This is a genomic window from Bacillus sp. ABR, assembly GCF_056172715.1.
This window is the reverse complement of sequence record NZ_JAOYSL010000002.1, coordinates 131033-150798: the sequence shown is the minus strand read 5'-3', so window position 1 is coordinate 150798 and position 19766 is coordinate 131033. Positions and strand designations below refer to the sequence as shown.

General features: G+C 41.1%; 21 protein-coding genes, 1 other RNA gene and 1 riboswitch. Of the genes, 17 read left to right on the top strand and 5 right to left on the bottom strand.

From position 1 onward, the window contains the following. Nucleotide 1: 1 nt before the first annotated feature. Nucleotides 2–637: a Holliday junction resolvase RecU gene (recU, locus tag OIT90_RS06025; protein WP_058837936.1), complete on the bottom strand. Its 636-nt coding sequence runs from the start codon at nt 635–637 to the stop codon at nt 2–4. A 46-nt stretch (nt 638–683) separates the two neighbouring features. Here recU and OIT90_RS06020 point away from each other — a divergent pair, with 46 nt between their 5' ends. Next, complete coding sequence (locus OIT90_RS06020; protein WP_039179474.1) at nt 684–1640, top strand: DUF2515 domain-containing protein; 957 nt, start codon at nt 684–686, stop codon at nt 1638–1640. 24 nt (nt 1641–1664) lie between these two features. Here OIT90_RS06020 and sspM read toward each other — a convergent pair whose 3' ends face one another. Further along, the gene (gene sspM / locus OIT90_RS06015) at nt 1665–1769 is read right to left on the bottom strand and encodes an acid-soluble spore protein SspM (RefSeq protein ID WP_039179471.1); all 105 of its coding nucleotides are present in this window, start codon (nt 1767–1769) and stop codon (nt 1665–1667) included. 197 nt (nt 1770–1966) lie between these two features. Here sspM and OIT90_RS06010 point away from each other — a divergent pair, with 197 nt between their 5' ends. From OIT90_RS06010 to OIT90_RS06000, 3 genes are all read left to right on the top strand, one after another. After that, nucleotides 1967–2200: a DUF5446 family protein gene (locus tag OIT90_RS06010; protein WP_224928722.1), complete on the top strand. Its 234-nt coding sequence runs from the start codon at nt 1967–1969 to the stop codon at nt 2198–2200. A 49-nt stretch (nt 2201–2249) separates the two neighbouring features. Further along, a complete protein-coding gene (locus OIT90_RS06005; protein WP_235354764.1) occupies nt 2250–2630 on the top strand; it encodes a YppE family protein in 381 nt (126 codons plus the stop codon). A gap of 108 nt (nt 2631–2738) precedes the next feature. After that, nucleotides 2739–3188 carry a YppG family protein gene (locus OIT90_RS06000; RefSeq protein ID WP_260981871.1) on the top strand — a complete coding sequence of 150 codons (450 nt, stop codon included), beginning with the start codon at nt 2739–2741 and terminating at the stop codon, nt 3186–3188. Nucleotides 3189–3208: 20 nt separating this feature from the next. Here the strand turns inward: OIT90_RS06000 and OIT90_RS05995 are convergent, their stop codons facing one another. Further along, nucleotides 3209–3628: an Hsp20/alpha crystallin family protein gene (locus tag OIT90_RS05995; protein WP_106025047.1), complete on the bottom strand. Its 420-nt coding sequence runs from the start codon at nt 3626–3628 to the stop codon at nt 3209–3211. Between the two features lie 169 nt (nt 3629–3797). Here OIT90_RS05995 and OIT90_RS05990 point away from each other — a divergent pair, with 169 nt between their 5' ends. After that, entirely contained in the window at nt 3798–4304 is a 507-nt protein-coding gene (locus OIT90_RS05990) for a PTS sugar transporter subunit IIA (RefSeq protein WP_039183169.1), read from the top strand. A 53-nt stretch (nt 4305–4357) separates the two neighbouring features. On the opposite strand, the gene OIT90_RS05985 is transcribed toward OIT90_RS05990, so the two are convergent. Continuing rightward, entirely contained in the window at nt 4358–5476 is a 1119-nt protein-coding gene (locus OIT90_RS05985; RefSeq protein WP_341040591.1) for an NADH-dependent flavin oxidoreductase, read from the bottom strand. A 160-nt stretch (nt 5477–5636) separates the two neighbouring features. Between OIT90_RS05985 and OIT90_RS05980 the strand changes: the two genes are divergently transcribed. From OIT90_RS05980 to pbuX, 12 genes are all read left to right on the top strand, one after another. After that, complete coding sequence (locus tag OIT90_RS05980; RefSeq protein WP_099663381.1) at nt 5637–7883, top strand: DEAD/DEAH box helicase; 2247 nt, start codon at nt 5637–5639, stop codon at nt 7881–7883. 24 nt (nt 7884–7907) lie between these two features. Further along, nucleotides 7908–9155, top strand: coding sequence for a ribonuclease H-like domain-containing protein (locus OIT90_RS05975; RefSeq protein ID WP_039179451.1), 1248 nt, complete (start codon nt 7908–7910; stop codon nt 9153–9155). A 316-nt stretch (nt 9156–9471) separates the two neighbouring features. After that, entirely contained in the window at nt 9472–9711 is a 240-nt protein-coding gene (locus tag OIT90_RS05970; RefSeq protein ID WP_073206049.1) for a CotD family spore coat protein, read from the top strand. Nucleotides 9712–9759: 48 nt separating this feature from the next. Continuing rightward, the gene (locus OIT90_RS05965) at nt 9760–10302 is read left to right on the top strand and encodes an SLOG family protein (protein WP_029706022.1); all 543 of its coding nucleotides are present in this window, start codon (nt 9760–9762) and stop codon (nt 10300–10302) included. 75 nt (nt 10303–10377) lie between these two features. Continuing rightward, on the top strand, nt 10378–10683 hold the full coding sequence (gpsB, locus tag OIT90_RS05960; RefSeq protein WP_012010336.1) for a cell division regulator GpsB: 306 nt from the start codon (nt 10378–10380) through the stop codon (nt 10681–10683). 60 nt (nt 10684–10743) lie between these two features. Next, an RNA gene (rnpB, locus tag OIT90_RS05955) (RNase P RNA component class B) lies at nt 10744–11130 on the top strand. 108 nt (nt 11131–11238) lie between these two features. Continuing rightward, nucleotides 11239–12393 carry a THUMP domain-containing class I SAM-dependent RNA methyltransferase gene (locus tag OIT90_RS05950; RefSeq protein WP_338591395.1) on the top strand — a complete coding sequence of 385 codons (1155 nt, stop codon included), beginning with the start codon at nt 11239–11241 and terminating at the stop codon, nt 12391–12393. A gap of 105 nt (nt 12394–12498) precedes the next feature. After that, nucleotides 12499–12696 (top strand): hypothetical protein, encoded by a 198-nt coding sequence (locus OIT90_RS05945; RefSeq protein ID WP_024422762.1) that lies wholly within the window; start codon nt 12499–12501, stop codon nt 12694–12696. Nucleotides 12697–12771: 75 nt separating this feature from the next. Further along, nucleotides 12772–14709 carry an ATP-dependent DNA helicase gene (locus OIT90_RS05940; protein ID WP_047203247.1) on the top strand — a complete coding sequence of 646 codons (1938 nt, stop codon included), beginning with the start codon at nt 12772–12774 and terminating at the stop codon, nt 14707–14709. A gap of 123 nt (nt 14710–14832) precedes the next feature. Then, entirely contained in the window at nt 14833–16338 is a 1506-nt protein-coding gene (locus tag OIT90_RS05935; RefSeq protein WP_106025052.1) for a carboxypeptidase M32, read from the top strand. A gap of 136 nt (nt 16339–16474) precedes the next feature. Further along, nucleotides 16475–16574: riboswitch (purine riboswitch) on the top strand. Nucleotides 16575–16691: 117 nt separating this feature from the next. Beyond that, nucleotides 16692–17276: a xanthine phosphoribosyltransferase gene (gene xpt, locus OIT90_RS05930; RefSeq protein ID WP_024422759.1), complete on the top strand. Its 585-nt coding sequence runs from the start codon at nt 16692–16694 to the stop codon at nt 17274–17276. Beyond that, nucleotides 17273–18592 (top strand): xanthine permease PbuX, encoded by a 1320-nt coding sequence (pbuX, locus tag OIT90_RS05925; RefSeq protein WP_041085819.1) that lies wholly within the window; start codon nt 17273–17275, stop codon nt 18590–18592. The genes xpt and pbuX overlap by 4 nt, the downstream gene beginning before the upstream one ends. 180 nt (nt 18593–18772) lie before the next feature. Here the strand turns inward: pbuX and OIT90_RS05920 are convergent, their stop codons facing one another. After that, nucleotides 18773–19627, bottom strand: a complete 855-nt coding sequence (locus OIT90_RS05920; RefSeq protein WP_064497505.1) for a polysaccharide deacetylase family protein — start codon at nt 19625–19627, stop codon at nt 18773–18775. Nucleotides 19628–19766 lie beyond the last annotated feature (139 nt).

The following is a 19766-nucleotide window of genomic DNA, read 5'->3' as shown; positions in this document are numbered from 1 at the left end:
GTTAAACCTTTTTCGAACGTAATTGCTGCTTGCTTTCATCCGAAAAATGAAGTGTCTCCACTACTTTAATATAATCAATTCTTGGCGAATATCCAAGTGTCATTATGTGGCCAGCTTCCATTAATTCGTCTTTGCTAATGGATTTACGGCCGTTTTGCTTCTGCCGCTCCCAGAAGAAAAAGAGATCTGAAGCGGGCAAATAATAAACGGAGCCAAAAGCGGATATAATAACGAAACAAATGCCGCCTTGCTTTTCAACCTGTTTCATATGCTCAATTTGATGGTCGTGGAAATTTTTGAGCGGAAACGAGGTAGTGCTTTTGGTTTCCTTTGCTTCAAAATCGATATAGCGGCCTTTGTACACCCCGTTATAGTCTGTTGTGGAGGATTGTTTAAAATAGGCTTCTTTAATGACAGCAGCACTTCTTTTTGGATAATCCACATTCACAATTTGAACTGGGGTAGGCTTTTTATGAATGACTGCGATCCCGTTGACCAAATAGTATTGGTTCGTTTCATTTAAATCAGCCTCAAGCGTCATCCCGCGGTTACTATAAGAGGATTCGCCGCTGATTCTTTTTTTTGTCCCAATTTGTTGAATGGGCTGATACGATTTTCCGTTTGGATACCGAATCATCAAGTTTCAGCCTCCTTTTAATGCATTTTGTATTGGAGAGATCACCATGTTGTCCCAAGAAGAGCACATCATCACTCAGCAAATTTTGCGTGAAACGAAAGCAAAAAATAAAGACAACCTGACGAGGACAAATGCTTACAAGCGGTTTTATGACCGGCATCCAGAGATGAAATGGTCGCTGCTCGCTTCCTTTGTCTCGAGAAATGCAGGGTGGTCCATGACAGATTTAAAGGGCGAACTCTTCCATCCAGGTTTAACGGATCAGCAGGGGCATCTTTTTTTCACAGCATATGAAAGAGCGAATTGGCTGATCTTTTCGGATGCTTATCCTCAGCTTCTTTTGTATGAATGGTCTAAGAGATGCAGTCAACCTTTGTTTCATCTGCTGCCTTATTTCTCCGTGTCTCGTTTTATGAGCGCTGAGTGGGAACATTTTTGGCTAAAGCGTGACACAGAGCGTCTGCTTTATGCACTCATCATAAATGAACAATATACTATACAATCTCCTATTATACAAAATCCTCTTCTGAAAAAGAATGTTTTTCACTCGATTCAATATCTTTTCAGCGAGTGGGGACATTTCCAAACCGTTGTTTTTCCAACGGTGGACGGGCATTTGTACGGCTTAACCATACGGAAGTTTTCCAATGTAAAGGAACGCATTACATTAGGTAAAAAACTAGCGAAACTATTATTTCGAGCCGATTTGTTTTCGGATTTTTATCATTTTTTGCATACCGTTCCGCATACTGGGTCTCGGTTTGATTTTGAGCCGTTTTTAGGGATCGCTAGAAGGTCAACACCTTTTCTTCGGACGGTTTATCCGGTGATGACACATTCATTAGACGATCAAAGGGAAGATTGGTTTCAAAAGAAATTGAGTCCATCTTTATTTGAGGCAGAGCCGCTGCCAAAGCAGATTGAGCTGACGGACTGGTATTTTCATAAAAAAAGACAGCTTCGTTTTCTTTTCTCATTAGAGCACTATTTTTTGCATAAATAAAAAGCAGGGGGTGCCTGCTTTTTTTTACGTAGATGGACGATTAGGACCGCCGAGCTTTTTATCAAGCTGATCTGTACTGTTTTCTTTCCCTTTTGGATTTTGCTCTTTTGGTGCTGGCTTCTTTTTCATGAAATCTACCTCCTTTTGTCCTTAGAATTTACACAATCGGACGCAATCATACAAAGAAGGACAAGCATCTGTCGAAAAGGAAGAAATAGCGCTTATCTACACTTAGATTGGCGATTTGCTTCTAGTTTTGTCATGTGTGAAGGAGGGTGAGAAAGAAAAGAGAATGTAACGAGAGACGATAAAGGAGGAATCTGATGATGAGCGAATTTGTATCAAAAGAATCCATTATGCAGTTGTTAGAGGAAATCGAGCGAAAAATTGATGCGGTGGAAGCAGAGCTGTCTCTTGCTGTGAATCAGACAAAACGTGCAGCAATAGAAGAGCAAGAACAAATCATTGACCGGCTTGAATCAGAAGTAAAGGACTGTGAAGTGAAGCTTCATGCAGCCGAGTATAAACTGGCGGCAAGACCGGCATATCACGCCGGATAGCTTTTCTATTTGAGCAATAGGTAAACGTTTGATAGGATGGTTCATAGAGGTGAACACTTTGGATAATCAAACATTACTTGAACATACACAAAACTTGAGAATATGGATCGAAAAAGCGTATGAGCAGTACCAAAAGGGAAAGGCTGAAGAGGAGTACCCATCGTATGATTTTTATACGGATATTCAGCCGGCTGTTAATACATTTGATCAGAAAATGGAAGAGTGGCTCACCGCAGCTATCTCCTTTGTTCAACAGGTCAAACCTAGATATTTACACCAAGAACAGCTTGAAGCCGTAAAAGAAAATGGTAAAGAGGTTGTCCTGCAATCTTATTTTGGCAAACAGCACGCACCCCGTGTAAAAAATTTAGTTGAGTCAGTGGTTTACACACTGAACCTTTTAATAGAAGAAATCAAACAGCGCAGCTAAAGACATAATGCTGCGTTTTTCTTATGACTTCTTTAGGCACATCTTCTGCTTTTGATCATAATATATGAGTGACATCAATATGTGATGAGAGCGAGAGGAGCGAGATAGATGTTCCCTTATTCAAACCAGCAGCCTTATGAATTCAATCAATTCAAGCAAAGGCCTTTTCCGTATTCAGAGATGCAGCAGCAGCCTCCGCAGCCTCCAGACTATTTCATGCCGCCATATCAAGGTGGAATGAACCAGGCACCATCTACTGTTTATCAGCAACCTTATGGATACCAAGAAAACGTGCCGCTTATGCAGCCTGAAGCGATGAATCCACCGCAAATGCAGCCGCCAGGCATGATGCCCATGCAGCAGCCTATGAACCCATATCCTTTGCCAAGACCGCAAAAACAGCAGCCATCTCAATTTAAAAGTGTGCTGTCACAATTCAAAAAAACGAATGGGCAATACGATTTTAACAAAATGTTTGATACAGCTGGCCAAATGATGAGTACAATGAATCAAGTAGGCTCATTGGCGAAAGGATTTACAAGCATTTTTAAAGCATAGTTAAAACCCAATAGATCGATCTATTGGGTTGTTTGCTTTGGCGCAGATACACGAAGCGATTGATCTTTCCACACACTTTTCATTTTCGTTTCATCTATTTTTGCCGGCATTAAAATGGTTTTTGTAAAGCTTGAATACGAGGAAGTCGTATCCGTTTTGATTTTTTCCTGCACTGATAAGTGTAAATATTGAGCTTTTACTTCTAGCGCAATGTCTCCTTCGACAAAATGGTCTGGAAATTGAATCTCGATATACACATTCTGTTCATCCTCTGTCACATCAGTCGTTATTGATGCAAGTGATTGCGATGTGGTCATGAGTGCCTCCGCACTATTTAATATCTCGTGAAACGGGGAGGATGCAAAAAATTGTTCAATCGCTTCATATAGGATATCTTCATTTGCCAGCAATTCATGTTTGTTTTCGTTATCTTGTTTCATTCGAATCACCTCTCATCTACAGCCTATGCAGAAAGGGCTCAGGCGGTTATCAATTGATGAGAGGAAAAAATTATGATTAAATAGTGTTGAATGAAGCAAGGTGTATAGGCGTAAAGTTTCTTACACTAAATAGATTTAGGAAGCAAAGCTTGAAGGGAGCAAATTGACATTGCTGAAAAAATTATTCGGTTTCGGAAAAAACCAAGATGATGTAAAGGAAGAAGTCATTTATTCTCCAGTTGATGGAGAGTTAATGGATATGACTGATGTACCAGATCCCGTCTTTTCTCAAAAGATGATGGGAGACGGCGTAGCAGTAAAACCAAAAAGTGGGACGATTGTGTCACCAGTAGAGGGTGAAATCATTCAGCTCTTCCATACAAAACATGCAATTGGCATTCGAACACTCTCGGGGCTTGAGCTTCTGATTCATATCGGACTTGAAACAGTTGGGTTAAATGGTGAAGGATTTGAAGCGCACATTAAAGAAGGGGATAAAGTGAAAATCGGTGACCCTCTCATTACGTGTGATTTAGAACTGATTGAAGAGAAAGCATCAAGTACAGTGACACCGATTGTGATTATGAATGGTGACCTAGTCGAACGACTTGATAAAGAACCAAAAGGCTCTGTAGAAAAGCAGATGTCCAAGCTCTTTACAGTGAAAATGAAATAATTCATGAATAGAAAAAACTACCCGTTAATAGGGTAGTTTTTTTATTGAGGATATTAATCCTCCATTGGAACCCAGCCTTGACTCGCTTCCATGACAGACCACAATCCTTCTGGAATGAGATACTTGTCTTTTTGGCTGCGTTTAATGACGGTTTCAATCTCTTGTTCTCTGCCTTCTTTAATCTTTTTAGCCCAATCTGGGTCGACGATCAGCTCTCGTGCGACTGCAATAAGAGGAATCCCTTGATTGTAAGCATGGAGAGCATCTTCAGCTGTAATGACGCTGCCTACTCCAATAAGTGGAAGAGTTTCGCCGCAGCGTTCTTTTAGCAGTTCCATACGTGTTTTATTAGAATCTGCGCCTCGTCTTGCTTTAGAGCCAATCTCCATTAAAGAGATATGCAAATAATCGAGGTTTTTTGTTTTGAGAACATCCACTAATGTAAACGTCTCTGTCATTGTTAAACCAGGTGTTTCAGGTTCTTCAGGAGATAACCGGTATCCAAAGATAAACGGTTTAGCCGCATGTTCTTTGATGGCCTCTTTGACTGCATCTACAACAGCAATAGGGAAAGCTAGACGTTTTTCTTCATTTCCTCCCCATTGGTCTGTACGTTGATTGCTATGTGGTGAGTAAAATTGCTGTAATAAATAACCGTTTGCTCCGTGAATTTCCACGCCGTCAAACCCTGCTTGAATCGCTCGTCTTGCCGCTTCTTTAAAGGAGTCGATAATATGAGTAATTTCCTCTTCTTTTAAAGCGCGTGCAATTTGTTTTCCATCTTTGAACACATCACTTGGCGCAACCACATCACCGTTTGGAACTAAATGAGGGAGAGCCTGAGAGCCGCCGTGATGGATTTGGATAATGGCTTTTGTTCCTTTTGCCTGGATTGCTGAAGCCAGTTTTTTCAGGCCAGGGATATCTTCATCTCTTGCAATAGAAGGCTGTCCTTCAAATGCCTTCCCATCTGGAGTCACGTTCGCACATGCTGTAATCACCATACCCATTTCACTTGATCTAGCTGTAATGAAATCAATTTCGTCTTTTGAAATGGTGCCATCGTCATGAGAACCAAAGTGTGTCATTGGAGCAACCACTAACCTACCATCAATAGAGGCACCTCCAGGAAACGTAAATGGTTCAAATAAAGGCTTAAATTCGTTTTTCACTCTGATCATCTTCTTCCTTGATAAAATCATTTCACTATAGAAGTGTAATGGATACTGTTACAACAGTTCAAAGTATTTGCTCATAACTCCAACATCAAAAAATTGCCGCCTAGTCATGCAAACAAATATTCGGTACACTAGAATGAGAGGTGGACGCAATATGAAAAAGAAAACAATGAACGAACTGATAGAAGAATTAAAGAAAGACGAACAGGTAGAGCATTGGCATGAAATTGAAGCAAAGCCTGCACAGACCTCTCCCGTTCCTGAAAGAGTGGACGACAGGCTAAAAAAGGCGCTTGAAAAACGAGGCGTGAAAGAACTGTACATTCATCAAAAAGAAGCCTTTGAACGAGTAATGGATGGTGAGCATGTAGTGACTGTTACACCAACAGCTTCAGGTAAAACGCTTTGCTACAATCTGCCTGTTCTTCAGTCGATTGCAGAAGACCAGACAAACCGCTCTCTTTATTTATTCCCAACAAAAGCGCTCGCGCAGGATCAAAAGAGTGAACTTAACGAGATCATCCACGAGATGGATGTTCCGATTCATAGTGAAACATATGACGGTGACACCTCACCAGCCATTCGGCAGCGAGTGAGACAAGCAGGACATATTGTCATCACAAACCCAGATATGCTGCATTCAGCCATTTTGCCTCATCATACGAAATGGGTCAGCTTGTTTGAGAATTTGAAGTATATTGTCATTGATGAGCTTCATACATATCGAGGTGTGTTTGGCAGTCATGTGGCCAATGTGATACGCAGGCTAAAGAGAATTTGTGCATTTTACGGAAGTGATCCGGTGTTTATTTGCACTTCAGCAACGATTGCGAATCCAAAAGAGCTGGCGCAGCAGCTCACAGGGAGCAAAGTACATCTTATTGAACGAAACGGAGCGCCTAGCGGTAAAAAGAATTTTGTGTTTTATAACCCGCCAGTGGTGAATAAACCATTAAATATTAGACAAAGCGCTGCCACTGTCGTCAACCAGTTGGCTAAAACATTTTTAAAAGAAAAAATTCAAACGATCGTTTTTGCTAGAAGCAGAGTACGAGTAGAAGTGATTTTAAGTCACATTCAAGAGCTTGTGAAAAAAGAAATCGGTCCAAAATCGATTCGCGGGTATCGTGGAGGCTATTTGCCAAAAGAGCGGCGCGTGATTGAAAAAGGGTTAAGAGAAGGAGACATTTTAGGTGTCGTCAGCACGAATGCCCTAGAATTAGGGGTAGATATAGGTCAGCTAAAGGTATGCATTATGACGGGTTATCCTGGCAGTGTAGCGAGTACATGGCAGCAGGCAGGACGTGCTGGAAGGCGTCATGAGGAGGCGCTTATTATCATGGTGGCAAGCTCCTCACCCCTTGATCAATATATTGTCAGACACCCTGAATATTTTTTTAATAGACCGCCTGAAGCAGCCAGAATCAATCCTGAAAATCTCATCATTTTAGTGGATCATCTAAAATGTGCTTCCTACGAGCTGCCATTTCGGACGGATGAACAGTTTGGTGACATGGAAGTAGAAGATATTTTGCAATACTTACACGAAGAAGGAGTTCTTCATTTTAGCGGGAACCGGTATTATTGGTCAGATCAATCGTTCCCAGCACATGGCATCAGCCTGAGGTCTGCAAGCCAGGAAAATGTAGTGATTGTGGATCAATCTGATGTAGCGAATGTCCGAATTATTGGAGAGATGGATCGATTCAGTGCGATGACACTGCTGCATGATGAAGCGATTTATTTACATGAAGGGGTTCAGTATCAAGTAGAAAAGCTAGATTACGAGCATCTGAAGGCTTATGTGAAACAAGTGGATGTAGAATACTATACAGATGCTAATTTAGCTGTTCAGCTCAAGGTGCTTGAAATCGATCAGACAACAGAGAAAGAAGCGGTATCTGTTCACTACGGTGATGTCACTGTCAACGCAATGCCAACAATTTTTAAAAAAATTCGGCTCAGCACTGGTGAAAATATCGGCTCTGGTCCAATTCACTTACCTGAAGAAGAAATTCATACGAGTGCGGCCTGGTTTGAATTACATGAAGCAGAGCGGAGATTTGAAGAGAAAACACTTGAACAGCTGCTGCTCGGCATCGCAAATGTTCTTCAGCACATTGTACCAGCCTTTGTGATGTGTGACCGTTCAGATATTCATGTTGTTTCACAAATTAAAGCGGCACATACCGGTAAACCGACAGTCTTTTTATATGACCACTACCCTGGCGGAATTGGCTTAAGCAAAGAGGTCCAAGCTCGTTTCGATGAAATAGCAGGTGCAGCCATTCAGCTGATAGAGCGGTGCCGCTGTGAGAACGGCTGTCCATCCTGCATTGGCATGGAAATGAAAGAGGTGAGCGGAAAAAGCAGCATTGTTGAATTGATGTCTGTATTTTAAGGGGAAGGAGGAAGAGAGCTACTCATGTCACTAAAAGGGAAATTAAATAGAATGAAGAAGCACTTATCGCACAACCAGCCAAACGAAAAACGGCAAAAAGCAGTGGAAGGAAAGCCCCAGCCTGTGACGGCTGATAACATCCCATTTTTAAAGGAATGGGAGCAACTGGGTGCAGCTCCATATCACTTTGAGGATTCCTTTTGTCTCATTCGAGAAGTCACCTATTCATTAGATGACAAGCATGGACTCTATTCGTTTGCGGAACTGCCAAAGATCATCGAGGCTTGGAACAAAAGCGGCATCCAGCATTCACTATCTGCTAAAGGTTACAAACCGCATGAACTTTTTTTCTTTGATACAGAAACAACAGGATTATCTGGCGGGACGGGAAATATGATTTTCTTGCTTGGACATGCGCGGGTTTTTGCTGACAAAGTAGTGGTGAAACAGCACCTGCTCACAAATCCGGGAAATGAAGCGGCTCTTTATAAAAGCTTTCTCGATGAAGTGAACGTAGAATCGCTTGTTACATATAATGGAAAATCATTCGATTGGCCGCAAGTGAAAACGAGACATACTTTGTTGCGAGATCAAATCCCTGCGCTTCCAGAGTTTGGCCACTTTGATCTTCTGCATGGTTCAAGACGATTGTGGAAGCATAAATATGAACGAATGGCGCTGTCTGTGGTTGAAAAAGAAGAGCTGCACGTTCACCGGGAAGGCGACACACCAGGTTTTTTGGCACCGATGATCTATTTTCATTTTTTAAAGGAACAAAATCCGAAGCTCATCGAAGGGATTTTGACTCATAATGAATTAGACGTCCTTTCGTTAATCAGCCTCTACATCCATCTATCCAAAAAAATCCTATCTATGGATGCGGTAAAGGAGCACGATGAGAAATACGCGCTGGCTAGGTGGCATCTTGCGCATCGAGATGTACAGGAAGCTACGAAGCATTTGCGGGAATTAACAGGTGCTGATTTTGAACATGCCAATCAGGCAGCTTATGATCTCTCCTTACAATATAAACGGCTAAACGAGTGGGATGAAGCAGTTCGAATTTGGGAAACATTATTTGAATCAAGTGATGTCCATTTAGCATTAAAAGCAGGTATAGAGCTTGCGAAGTGTAAAGAGCATCGCCAAAAAGATGCAAGGTCAGCTCTTTCCATCACCGAATCTTTATTATCTTTCTCATCGTTAAGCGAGCGAGACACGGAAGAGCTTGAGAAACGAAAAAAACGGCTATTGAGAAAAGCTGGGCAATGAAATATTATTACCCGGGAAAGCGCAAAAAATGACAACGTTCGGCTCTCGGCCGAAAATAAAAAATGTTTAGCACTTTTATTGTAGAAAGGCCGCGAATCCTGTAAAATAACGTTAGATATTGAATGAGGAGCGTATAGCATGTATAAGGGTCTTTTCTACTTGTTTTTTCTTGTGGTCATTTTGGTCGCTTTTGTGTTTTCGAACTATAAAGATATTTTTCTTGCCAACTTTTAAAATAGGTTAATGCATTAGTACATGTACACCTCTTGATTCATACATTGTTAATGTAAGAAAATAAAGGAGAGGGGAATGCTACATGTACCATCATCATCATCATTGCCATCCGAATGTTACACAGCCAATTGTTCATCCGACGAATCATTGCTGTACACACAGCGAGTCAACAACAATTGTGCCGCATATCCACCCGCAGCATGTGACAAATGTTCACCACCATAATTTCAAACATGTTCACTACTTCCCGCATACGTTTTCTCAGGTGGACCCGACAACACATCAACACTTTAACTGCGGTGGACCTTGCTGTAACAGATAAAGTGAATGGGACTTTTATAAGTCCCATTTTTTAAAAGCAGGTGAAGAAATGAAAATTATTGCTGTCACAGGGTACAAGCCGTTTGAGCTTGGGATATTCAAGCAAGACGAGCCTGCACTTCAATACATAAAAGCGGAGCTTCAAAAAAGGCTGACAGCCCTTATCGAAGAAGGTCTGGAATGGGTGCTCATATCAGGCCAGCTTGGCGCAGAAATCTGGACAGCCGAAGTGGTGTTTGAGCTTCAGGAGGAATATCCAGCGTTAAAACTTGCAGTCATTACGCCATTTTATGAACAGGAAGAGCGCTGGAATGAGCAAAACAAAGAATTGTATGAAGGAATTCTTGCACAGGCCGATTTTGTAGAAAGTGTCACGCATAGACCGTATGAAAGTCCGGCACAATTTAAACAAAAGAACCGCTTTTTTATTGAAAAAACAGATGGTCTTCTCGTCTTATATGATCCCGAGCATGAGGGATCGCCGAAGTATATGATTAGAGAAGCAGAAGCCTATACCGATTACCCCATTATGTACATCACAATGGATGATCTAAGAGCACAGGTTGAGGCGGAAGATCCGTTTTTTGATTAAAAGCAAGAGAAAATTTGACAACGTCACGTATTTCTGAAAAAATATACTATGAATTCACGATATGAGGTGAAAAAGATGCTTGCTGATAAAGTAAAGCTTTCTGCGAAAGAAATTTTAGAAAAAGAATTTAAAACAGGTGTCAGAGGGTACAAACAAGAAGAAGTCGATAAATTTTTAGATATGGTCATTAAAGACTATGAGACATTCAACCAAGAAATCGAAAAACTTCAACAAGAAAACCTCCACTTGTCAAAACAGCTTGAAGAAGCTGTTGAACAAGGGAAAAGACAGCCTGCACAGTCTAATACAACAAACTTTGATATTTTAAAAAGACTATCGAACCTTGAGAAACACGTTTTTGGCAGCAAACTTTATGATTGAGTCTTGCTGAAAAAGCTTGTGTCAGATGTCATTGTCGTTTATAATAACGCTTATTGATTAACGTTCGGGTAATCGCTGTAATGCTATTTAGGGTATTGCAGAGGAAAGTCCATGCTCGCACGGTGCTGAGATGCCCGTAGTGTTCGTGCCTGGCGAAAAAATAAGCCAGGGCAGCCTGGGAAAGGCTGACGGCAGGAAAAATGCCTACGTCCTTTTTAGGATATGGCAAAGTATCCTTGAAAGTGCCACAGTGACGAAGTCTCACTAGAAATGGTGAGAGTGGAACGCGGTAAACCCCTCGAGCGAGAAACCCAAACTTGGTAGGGGAACTTTCTCAAAGGAACCAAACGGAGAGAAGGACAGAGAATTCTGTAGATAGATGATTACCACCTGAGTACGAGGCATTTGCCGTTTGCAGTACGATGGAACAAAACATGGCTTACAGAACGTTATATCCGTTATAATAAACATGATGAAACAAAGCTCTCCTATTTCAACATATGGAGAGCTTTTATCTTGAATACATAAAAGGACGAGAAAACAGGTGATAAATCAATGAAAACCTATACACTCATCGCAACAGCTCCAATGGGAATTGAAGCAATTGTTGCAAAAGAAGTAAGAGACCTTGGCTATGAGTGCACAGTCGACAATGGAAAAGTGATTTTCAAGGGGGATGCTCTTGCGATTTGCCGTGCAAACCTTTGGCTGCGTACAGCAGACCGGATCAAGGTACAAGTTGCTGAATTTTCGGCAAAAACATTTGATGAGCTTTTTGAACGGACGAAAGCGATTGACTGGGCCGCTTTTTTACCAAAAAACAGTACGTTTCCTGTCATCGGGAAATCTGTGAAATCTCAGCTTGCCAGTGTGCCGGACTGCCAGCGCATCGTCAAAAAAGCCGTCGCGCAAAAGCTGAAATCCTCCTACAACATTCAGTCTGAATGGCTTGAAGAGACGGGACCTGAATATAAAATCGAGATCGCTCTTTTAAAAGATAAAGCTGTGCTTACGCTTGATACATCTGGTGTAGGTCTTCATAAACGTGGATACCGCATGGATCAAGGCGGAGCACCTATTAAAGAAACGCTTGCAGCTGCGCTCGTCCTATTAACGAACTGGACACCTGACCGTCCGTTTGTTGATCCTTTCTGCGGATCAGGAACAATCGCCATTGAAGCAGCGATGATAGGACAAAACATTGCCCCGGGATTCAACCGGGATTTTGCGTCTGAATCATGGGAATGGATCGGCGAAGACGTATGGAACAAAGCGCGTGTAGAAGTAGAAGAAAAAGCAAACTATGACCAGCCGCTCCGCATTATTGCAAGTGATATCGACCATCGTATGGTAGACATTGCAAAAATGAATGCAGAAGAAGCAGGACTAAGTGAACTGATTGAGTTTAAACAAATGCAAGTAAAAGACTTTCAAACAAAAGACGAGTATGGTGTGATTGTCGGAAATCCTCCTTACGGTGAACGACTGAGTGATAAACCAGCAGTTGAAAAAATGTATCAAGGAATGGGTGAAGCATTTAAGAACCTAGATACCTGGTCCATATACATCTTAACGTCACACGAAAAATTCGAAGAATGCTTCGGAAGAAAAGCGACGAAAAAGAGAAAGCTGTTTAACGGTTTTATCAAAACAGACTATTATCAATATTGGGGAAAACGCCCGCCTAGAAAACAAACAACCGAATCGTAATAAATGGCCGCACCGAAAGAAGGTGCGGTTTTTTTGTGCTGAAAAGGTATAACTCTAAGCGAGACGGAATAAACTGAACTTGATTTTAAAAAAAGAGGTGTCTTCATGATTCATTATGATCAAATTCAGTTAATCCAAAAAGCACTCGCTTCGACTGCTCAAGAAATAGAAGGGCATGAAGGTGGACAATCTGCTCAGCTTACGGCAGCCATCGAAGATTTGGCACTGGCTCAGGCATACATAGAACGTTCTGAGCATGCATTTTTAATGAAGGAAAGCTATCAACATCGCCTGCGCTCATAAAAAAAGATTGTTTTTCCCCAGCGTAAATGGTACTATTGAATGTCTGAATGATTCAAAAGTTGGGGGTTGAAGCAGGTGACAGCATCTCGTTTGCCTTTTTCATTATCAAAAGAACACAATTTTTACGAAGAACTGGGCAACTGGATTGGTGATGTGTTTTATGACATTTTGCCAGAAAAGGGCTTTGATCTTCGAGATGAACAAATATTCATGGCTTTTCAGCTAGAAAGAGCCTTTAAAGAAAAAAGTGTGATGTTTGCCGAAGCTGGGGTAGGCACAGGCAAAACCATCGTCTATCTATTATTTGCCGTCACATATGCAAGGTATACAGGGAAGCCTGCGATTATTGCATGTGCAGACGAAACGTTAATTGAACAGCTCGTTAAACAAGAAGGTGATATCTATAAAATTGCCAATCACCTTGATATTCAAATAGATGCGAGATTAAGTAAATCGCATGACCAATATTTATGCTTAAAGAAGCTAGAGAAAACGATGCAGCGTGAAGATGATGAAAAGTGGCTCGATATTTATGAATCACTGCCTTCATTTGTTCATGAATCACAAGGTATGCAAACCTTTTATCCGTATGGCGATCGAAAAGAGTATCCAGAGTTATCAAATGATGAATGGTCACGAATTGGCTATGACTCATTTCAGGACTGCCTGACGTGTGATATGCGTCATCGCTGCGGTCTGAATTTATCAAGAGATCATTACCGGAAAGCGACAGACCTCATCATCTGTTCACATGATTTTTACATGGAGCATGTGTGGACGAAGGAATCCCGAAAACGTGAGGGTCAGCTTCCGCTGCTTCCTGAGCATAGCTCCGTCGTATTTGATGAAGGACATCTTCTCGAGTTTGCCGCACAAAAAGCGTTAACGTACCGAGTGAAGCAATCAACGCTCGAAACATTTTTGGAACGTCTTTTGCAAAACGACATACGCGAAGAATTTGCAGAGCTTGTTGAAGATGCACTTGCAACAAACGATGAATTCTTTTATCTCTTAAAAACACATGCCAAAGAAGTCAAAGGCTCGCACCGGCTTGAAATTGGGCGTGTCGATGAGGTGAAGCGTTCTGCAAGCGAATTGTGTGACTTGCTTGAAAAAATCGGAGAAGCGCTCGTGTTTGAATCTGAAATGTATACGATCGATCAATACGAATTATCTGTTGTGGAAGAATACATTGAACAAATGGCGTATTCTCTATCGCTCTATCAAAAAAATGCCATTAGCTGGCTGGAAAAACAGGAATTAGATACGACATTTGTTGTGATGCCGAAGACGGTTGCAGAGGTACTTGGCGAAAAAGTTTTCTCGCAAAAAAGACCATATATTTTCTCTTCCGCTACATTGTCTGAGAATCAATCCTTTGATTATTTAGCTGAAAGTCTTGGGATTAAAGATTACTTATCAATGAGTGTCGCTTCGCCGTATGATTACGATGAACAAATGAAGATTTATTTCCATGGAATTCAGCAGATCGCTGAGCAAGAGGCAAAAGCACAGCAAGTGATCACTCAGCTGAAAGAAAATGGAGGACGATCTCTGATTCTATTCCCTTCATTTGATGAACTCCATTTCTTTAGAAAACAGCTGGAAGCAGCAAATGAATCACTGCCGTTTGACGTATATTTTGAGGGAGACGAGGAAATCAGCACAATTGTTCAAAAGTTCCAAGCTGATGAGACGTCTGTGTTAAGCTCTGTTCATCTGTGGGAAGGGCTTGATATTCCAGGTGAATCATTAACGAATGTGATCATCTGGGGACTTCCTTATCCGCCGCATGATCCGGTGTTTGAAGCGAAAAGAAATGAAGCAAAGGATGCACATGCTGAAGTTGACCTTCCGTATATGCTGCTTCGCTTACGCCAAGGGATCGGAAGACTGATCCGGACAAGCCAAGACGCAGGAAGCATTCATATATATTTTGATCGTAAGGAAGATACGGCGCTTCAAAGTAAAATTGAATCCGTCCTGCCGGTAAAGCCCATCATCACATCTTAATTAGCTGAAAACTTGTAAATGAGGAGGATACCGCTGTGTATCCTCCTTTTTCATTGACAAAAGAACATTCATTGAAGTAGCCTTGAAACGTACATACATATTATTGATTGGGGGAACAAACGCATGAGTCTTGAAGCAACTGAGAAAGCGTTTTATCAATTACTAGGGAAAATCGCCCATTATACAGAGGCGCTCCATTTACTTTATTGGGACTCTAGAACACAAGCGCCTAAAAAAAGTGCGGATTTTAGAGCGGAAACGATCGGTCAATTATCAAGTGACATTTTTAATATGAAGACTTCTGACGAAATGAGAGATCTTCTTCACGAATTAAACAAACATCGAAATGAGCTGTCAAAAGATACACAAAAGGCGCTCGAATTATCACAAAAAGAGTATGATGAAAACAGCAAAATTCCGAAAGAAGAATTTAAAGAATACTCGATTTTGCAATCAAAAGCAGAGCATGTTTGGGTAGAAGCAAGGGAGAAATCAGACTTTTCACTCTTTGCACCATACTTAAAACAGCTTATTGACTTTAACAAGCGTTTCATCCAATATTGGGGCGTGAAAAAAACGCCTTATGATGTGCTGCTCAATAACTATGAGCCAGATATGACGGTTGAACAGCTTGATCAAAAATTTGGTGCACTTCGTGACGCTATTGTTCCTCTTGTGAAAAAAATCGAAGCTTCACCAAATAAGCCGGATACTTCATTTTTATCGAAAAGCTTTCCGATTGATAAACAAAAGGAATTGAGCCTCTTTTTCTTAAAAGAATTGGGATATGACTTTGACGCAGGCCGCCTTGATACAACCGTCCATCCATTTGCAGTGACATTAAGCAGAGGTGACGTGCGTGTGACGACCCGTTATGATGAGCATGATTTTCGAATGGCGATCTTTGGCACGATTCATGAATGTGGTCATGCGATTTATGAGCAAAACATTGATGAAGCACTGAGCGGAACGCTTTTATGTGATGGCACTTCAATGGGTATCCATGAATCACAGTCTCTTTTCTTTGAGAACTTTATCGGCAGACACGAAGATTTCTGGAAAACGTATTATCAAAAGCTGCAAGAAGCATCTCCTGAGCAATTTAAAGATGTTTCTTTAGAAGACTTTGTGCATGCAGTGAATGAATCGAAGCCGACTTACATTCGAATTGAAGCCGATGAACTGACGTATCCGCTTCACATTATCATCCGCTATGAAATTGAGAAAGCGATTTTCAATGAAGAAGTAGCAGTTGAAGATCTACCTGTACTTTGGAATGAAAAATATCAAGCGTATCTTGGCATTACGCCTCCTAATGATGCACTCGGTATCTTGCAGGATGTTCACTGGTCTGATGGAAGTTTTGGCTATTTCCCTTCATATGCCCTTGGTTATATGTATGCGGCGCAATTAAAACAACAAATGATTAAAGACTTACCAAATTTTGATGAGCTAATTCAAAATGGGTCTTTTGCACCGATAAAAGAATGGCTGACGGAACATGTTCATCAGCATGGAAAACGGAAAAAGCCATCTGAAATCATTCAAGATGCAACAGGCGAAGAATTAAATGTTCAATATTTAATCGACTACTTAACGGATAAATATACGAAACTGTATTTATCATAAAAGAAGGGCACCCTTTCATGAGAAGGGTGCTTTTTTGATGCTTGAATATTCTAAAAACGAACATTTTGTTCTGATCTATTATTTAAGTTCGGTATTTTTCTGGAAAAGTGCTTTCCAAGCGTCTGAAATCTTGTTATAATTTGAACACTATAACACTCATATAATCGCGTGATGATGGCACGCAAGTTTCTACCGGACACCGATACGGTCCGACTATGAGTGAGCAAAATGAAACAGCTCTTGTCTGAGCTGAAGATCCGTGGATCGTTTTCGCATTGCTTGCTCCTCATGGGCAGCAATGCTTTTTTTATGCAAAAAATCGAATGTTTGCCAATATGCTAGGGGGAAAAATGATGGAATTGTTACGTCAAAAAATTGAGAACGAAGGAATCGTTCTGTCAAATCAAGTGTTAAAGGTAGATGCTTTTTTAAATCATCAAATTGATCCTGTGTTAATGCATGAGATTGGGCAAGAGTTTGCTAGATTATTTAAGCATGATGGCATTACAAAAATCATCACAATCGAATCTTCAGGCATCGCACCTGCTGTGATGGCTGGGCTTGCTCTTCAAGTCCCTGTTGTGTTTGCAAGAAAACGTCAATCACTCACATTAACGGATAACCTGTTAACAGCCAGTGTGTACTCTTTTACGAAAAAAGTAGAAAGCACGATTGCTGTCTCAAATACGCATCTGAGTGAAAACGATTGTGTGTTAATCATTGATGATTTTTTAGCAAATGGTGAAGCTGCGAAAGGACTTGCAGCGATTGCAAAGCAGGCAAAGGCGAAAGTAGCCGGATTTGGCATTGTCATTGAAAAATCATTCCAGCCTGGAAGAAATGCGCTTGTGCAAATGGGCTACCGCGTCGAGTCCCTCGCACGTATTGAATCACTTGAGGAAGGGAAAGTCACGTTTGTACGGGAGGTACAATCATGAATGCCGCTAAAAAAGTCAAAACGCTCTCGCTGGGCATTCAGCATGTACTGGCAATGTATGCAGGTGCTGTTCTTGTACCGCTCATTGTTGGAGATGCGCTTGGGCTCACGCCTGCACAGCTGACTTACCTCATCTCTGCGGATATTTTCATGTGCGGGGCTGCTACATTGCTTCAAGTATGGAAAAACCGCTTCTTTGGAATCGGTTTACCTGTTGTATTAGGCTGTACATTTACGGCGGTTTCTCCAATGATTGCGATTGGCTCTAAGTATGGAATTTCGTCTATCTATGGCAGTATTATCGCTTCTGGGTGTATTGTCATTCTTCTTTCTTTTTTCTTTGGGAAGCTTGTGAAATTTTTCCCGCCTGTTGTCACAGGCTCTGTCGTCACGATTATTGGTATCACCCTCATTCCTGTAGCGATGAACAATATGGCAGGAGGAGAAGGAAGTGCGGACTATGGTTCTTTTGAAAATCTAGGGCTCGCTTTCCTTGTACTATTTATCATTGTACTGCTCTATCGATTCACGAAAGGGTTTATGAAGGCGATCGCCATTTTAATCGGTATCCTCCTTGGGACAGCAGTTGCTGCGTTTATGGGGAAAGTGGAAACAGCTGAGGTGGCAAACGCCCAGGTTTTCCGCATGATTGAGCCATTTTATTTTGGCATGCCGACCTTTGAATTTGCACCGATCATGACCATGACGTTAGTTGCGATTGTGTCATTAGTTGAATCAACAGGCGTTTATTTCGCACTAGGTGATTTAACAAACCGTTCATTAAAAGAAAAAGATTTAGCTAAAGGCTATCGAGCAGAGGGGATTGCAGTGTTATTAGGTGGAATCTTCAATGCTTTTCCGTACACAGCCTACTCACAAAACGTTGGATTGATCCAGCTAACAGGCGTCAAGAAAAACCAAGTCATTGTCGTAACAGGGGCATTGCTCATGTTATTTGGTCTTTTTCCTAAAATCGCTGCCTTTACGACGATTATTCCAAAATCGGTTCTTGGCGGTGCAATGGTTGCCATGTTTGGTATGGTCATTGCATACGGTATTAAAATGCTCTCACGCGTGGATTTTGCAAAGCAGGAGAACTTGCTGATCGTTGCTTGCTCCGTGGGAATCGGCTTAGGTGTTACCGTCGTACCGCAAATGTTTGAGCATCTGCCAGATTCGATGAAATTATTAACAAGTAACGGCATTGTGGCCGGAAGCTTTACCGCAATTTTGCTTCATATTATTTATCACATGATTCCTTTTAAAAAAGAAGCCGAGCATGACCTGGTAGAAGAACCTAAGCAATCTGTTATGTAAACACCTCTCTTGGAGAGGGATTCAGATTATGGACAAAGAGCTAAAATGACCTTTTTTTAGCTCTTTGTCTTCTTTTTAGCTTGATAAAAAACCTTTGATCCTAGGAAGGAGCGTGTAAGGGTTTGTCTACAAGCTGAAAGCCCGCATCTTTTGGATACGGGCTTTTTGTGATTATCACTATTAATGCTGTACCGGCGGCATTGTTTCGTTAATGACTGCAAATGTATAGCCCCTTGCTTTTAGCTGTATAATCAGGCTGTCTAAATAGTTTGTGGTAGAGGGTTGATCATGCATTAATATAACTTTTGGTTCCCATGGTTTATTATTCTCAAACATTTGCAATTGATTCAATACCTCTGGAACATATTGTGAGTTTTTATATCTCCAGTCAAGGCTATCAATCGTCCAGTCCCAGTAAATAAAGCCATTTTGGTTTAAACGTACTTTTTGATGATATGTTAAATTTGGAACACTGCCATAGGGGGTTCTTACAAGACGGCTGTAGACACCTGTAACAGAGGCAAGAATACGCTGAGCTTCTCTCATTTCATTTACGGGAGACTCGCTGTTCTGATAAAAGAGGTTTATATCATGCGTCATGCCATGAAGACCTAATTGATGTCCTTCTTGATAAAGTCTTTTCACAGCTGATTGGTGTGCTTGGATTTGCGGTCCAAGCATGAAGAACGTCGCCTTCACGTGATGTGCTTTTAATACATTTAACAGCTGATTTGATGTAGCAGAAGGACCATCATCAAATGTTAAAAAGACCGTTTTATTTGTTGCCTGTTGGTTTGGATTGGTCTTAAAATGTGTATCCAATGTTCTTGTAGACTGATCTTTTGCTTTCAGACTGATGCTTGTGTCACGGAAGTCACTGCTGGCAACATTTTTTGCTTGCCCATTTGTCGCCTGCAAATGGGGTTTAGACATATCCCAGATAAAAAAGAGAAACAGTGTAAGAAGCACTAAACCAATTACCTTTGAGAGAAGTATCATGTTGTAGGGTGTCTTTTTTTTGGAAACCTTTTTCATTACAATCACTCCAGTCAATTAAATTTTGAGCCGAACCATGTTGTAGATTCTTTCTTTTTTCACTGTTTTTCTTGGTACACATATTGATTATGTATATAGTGGAAAAAATCCTTTTTATATAGAAAATTCAAATGAATTA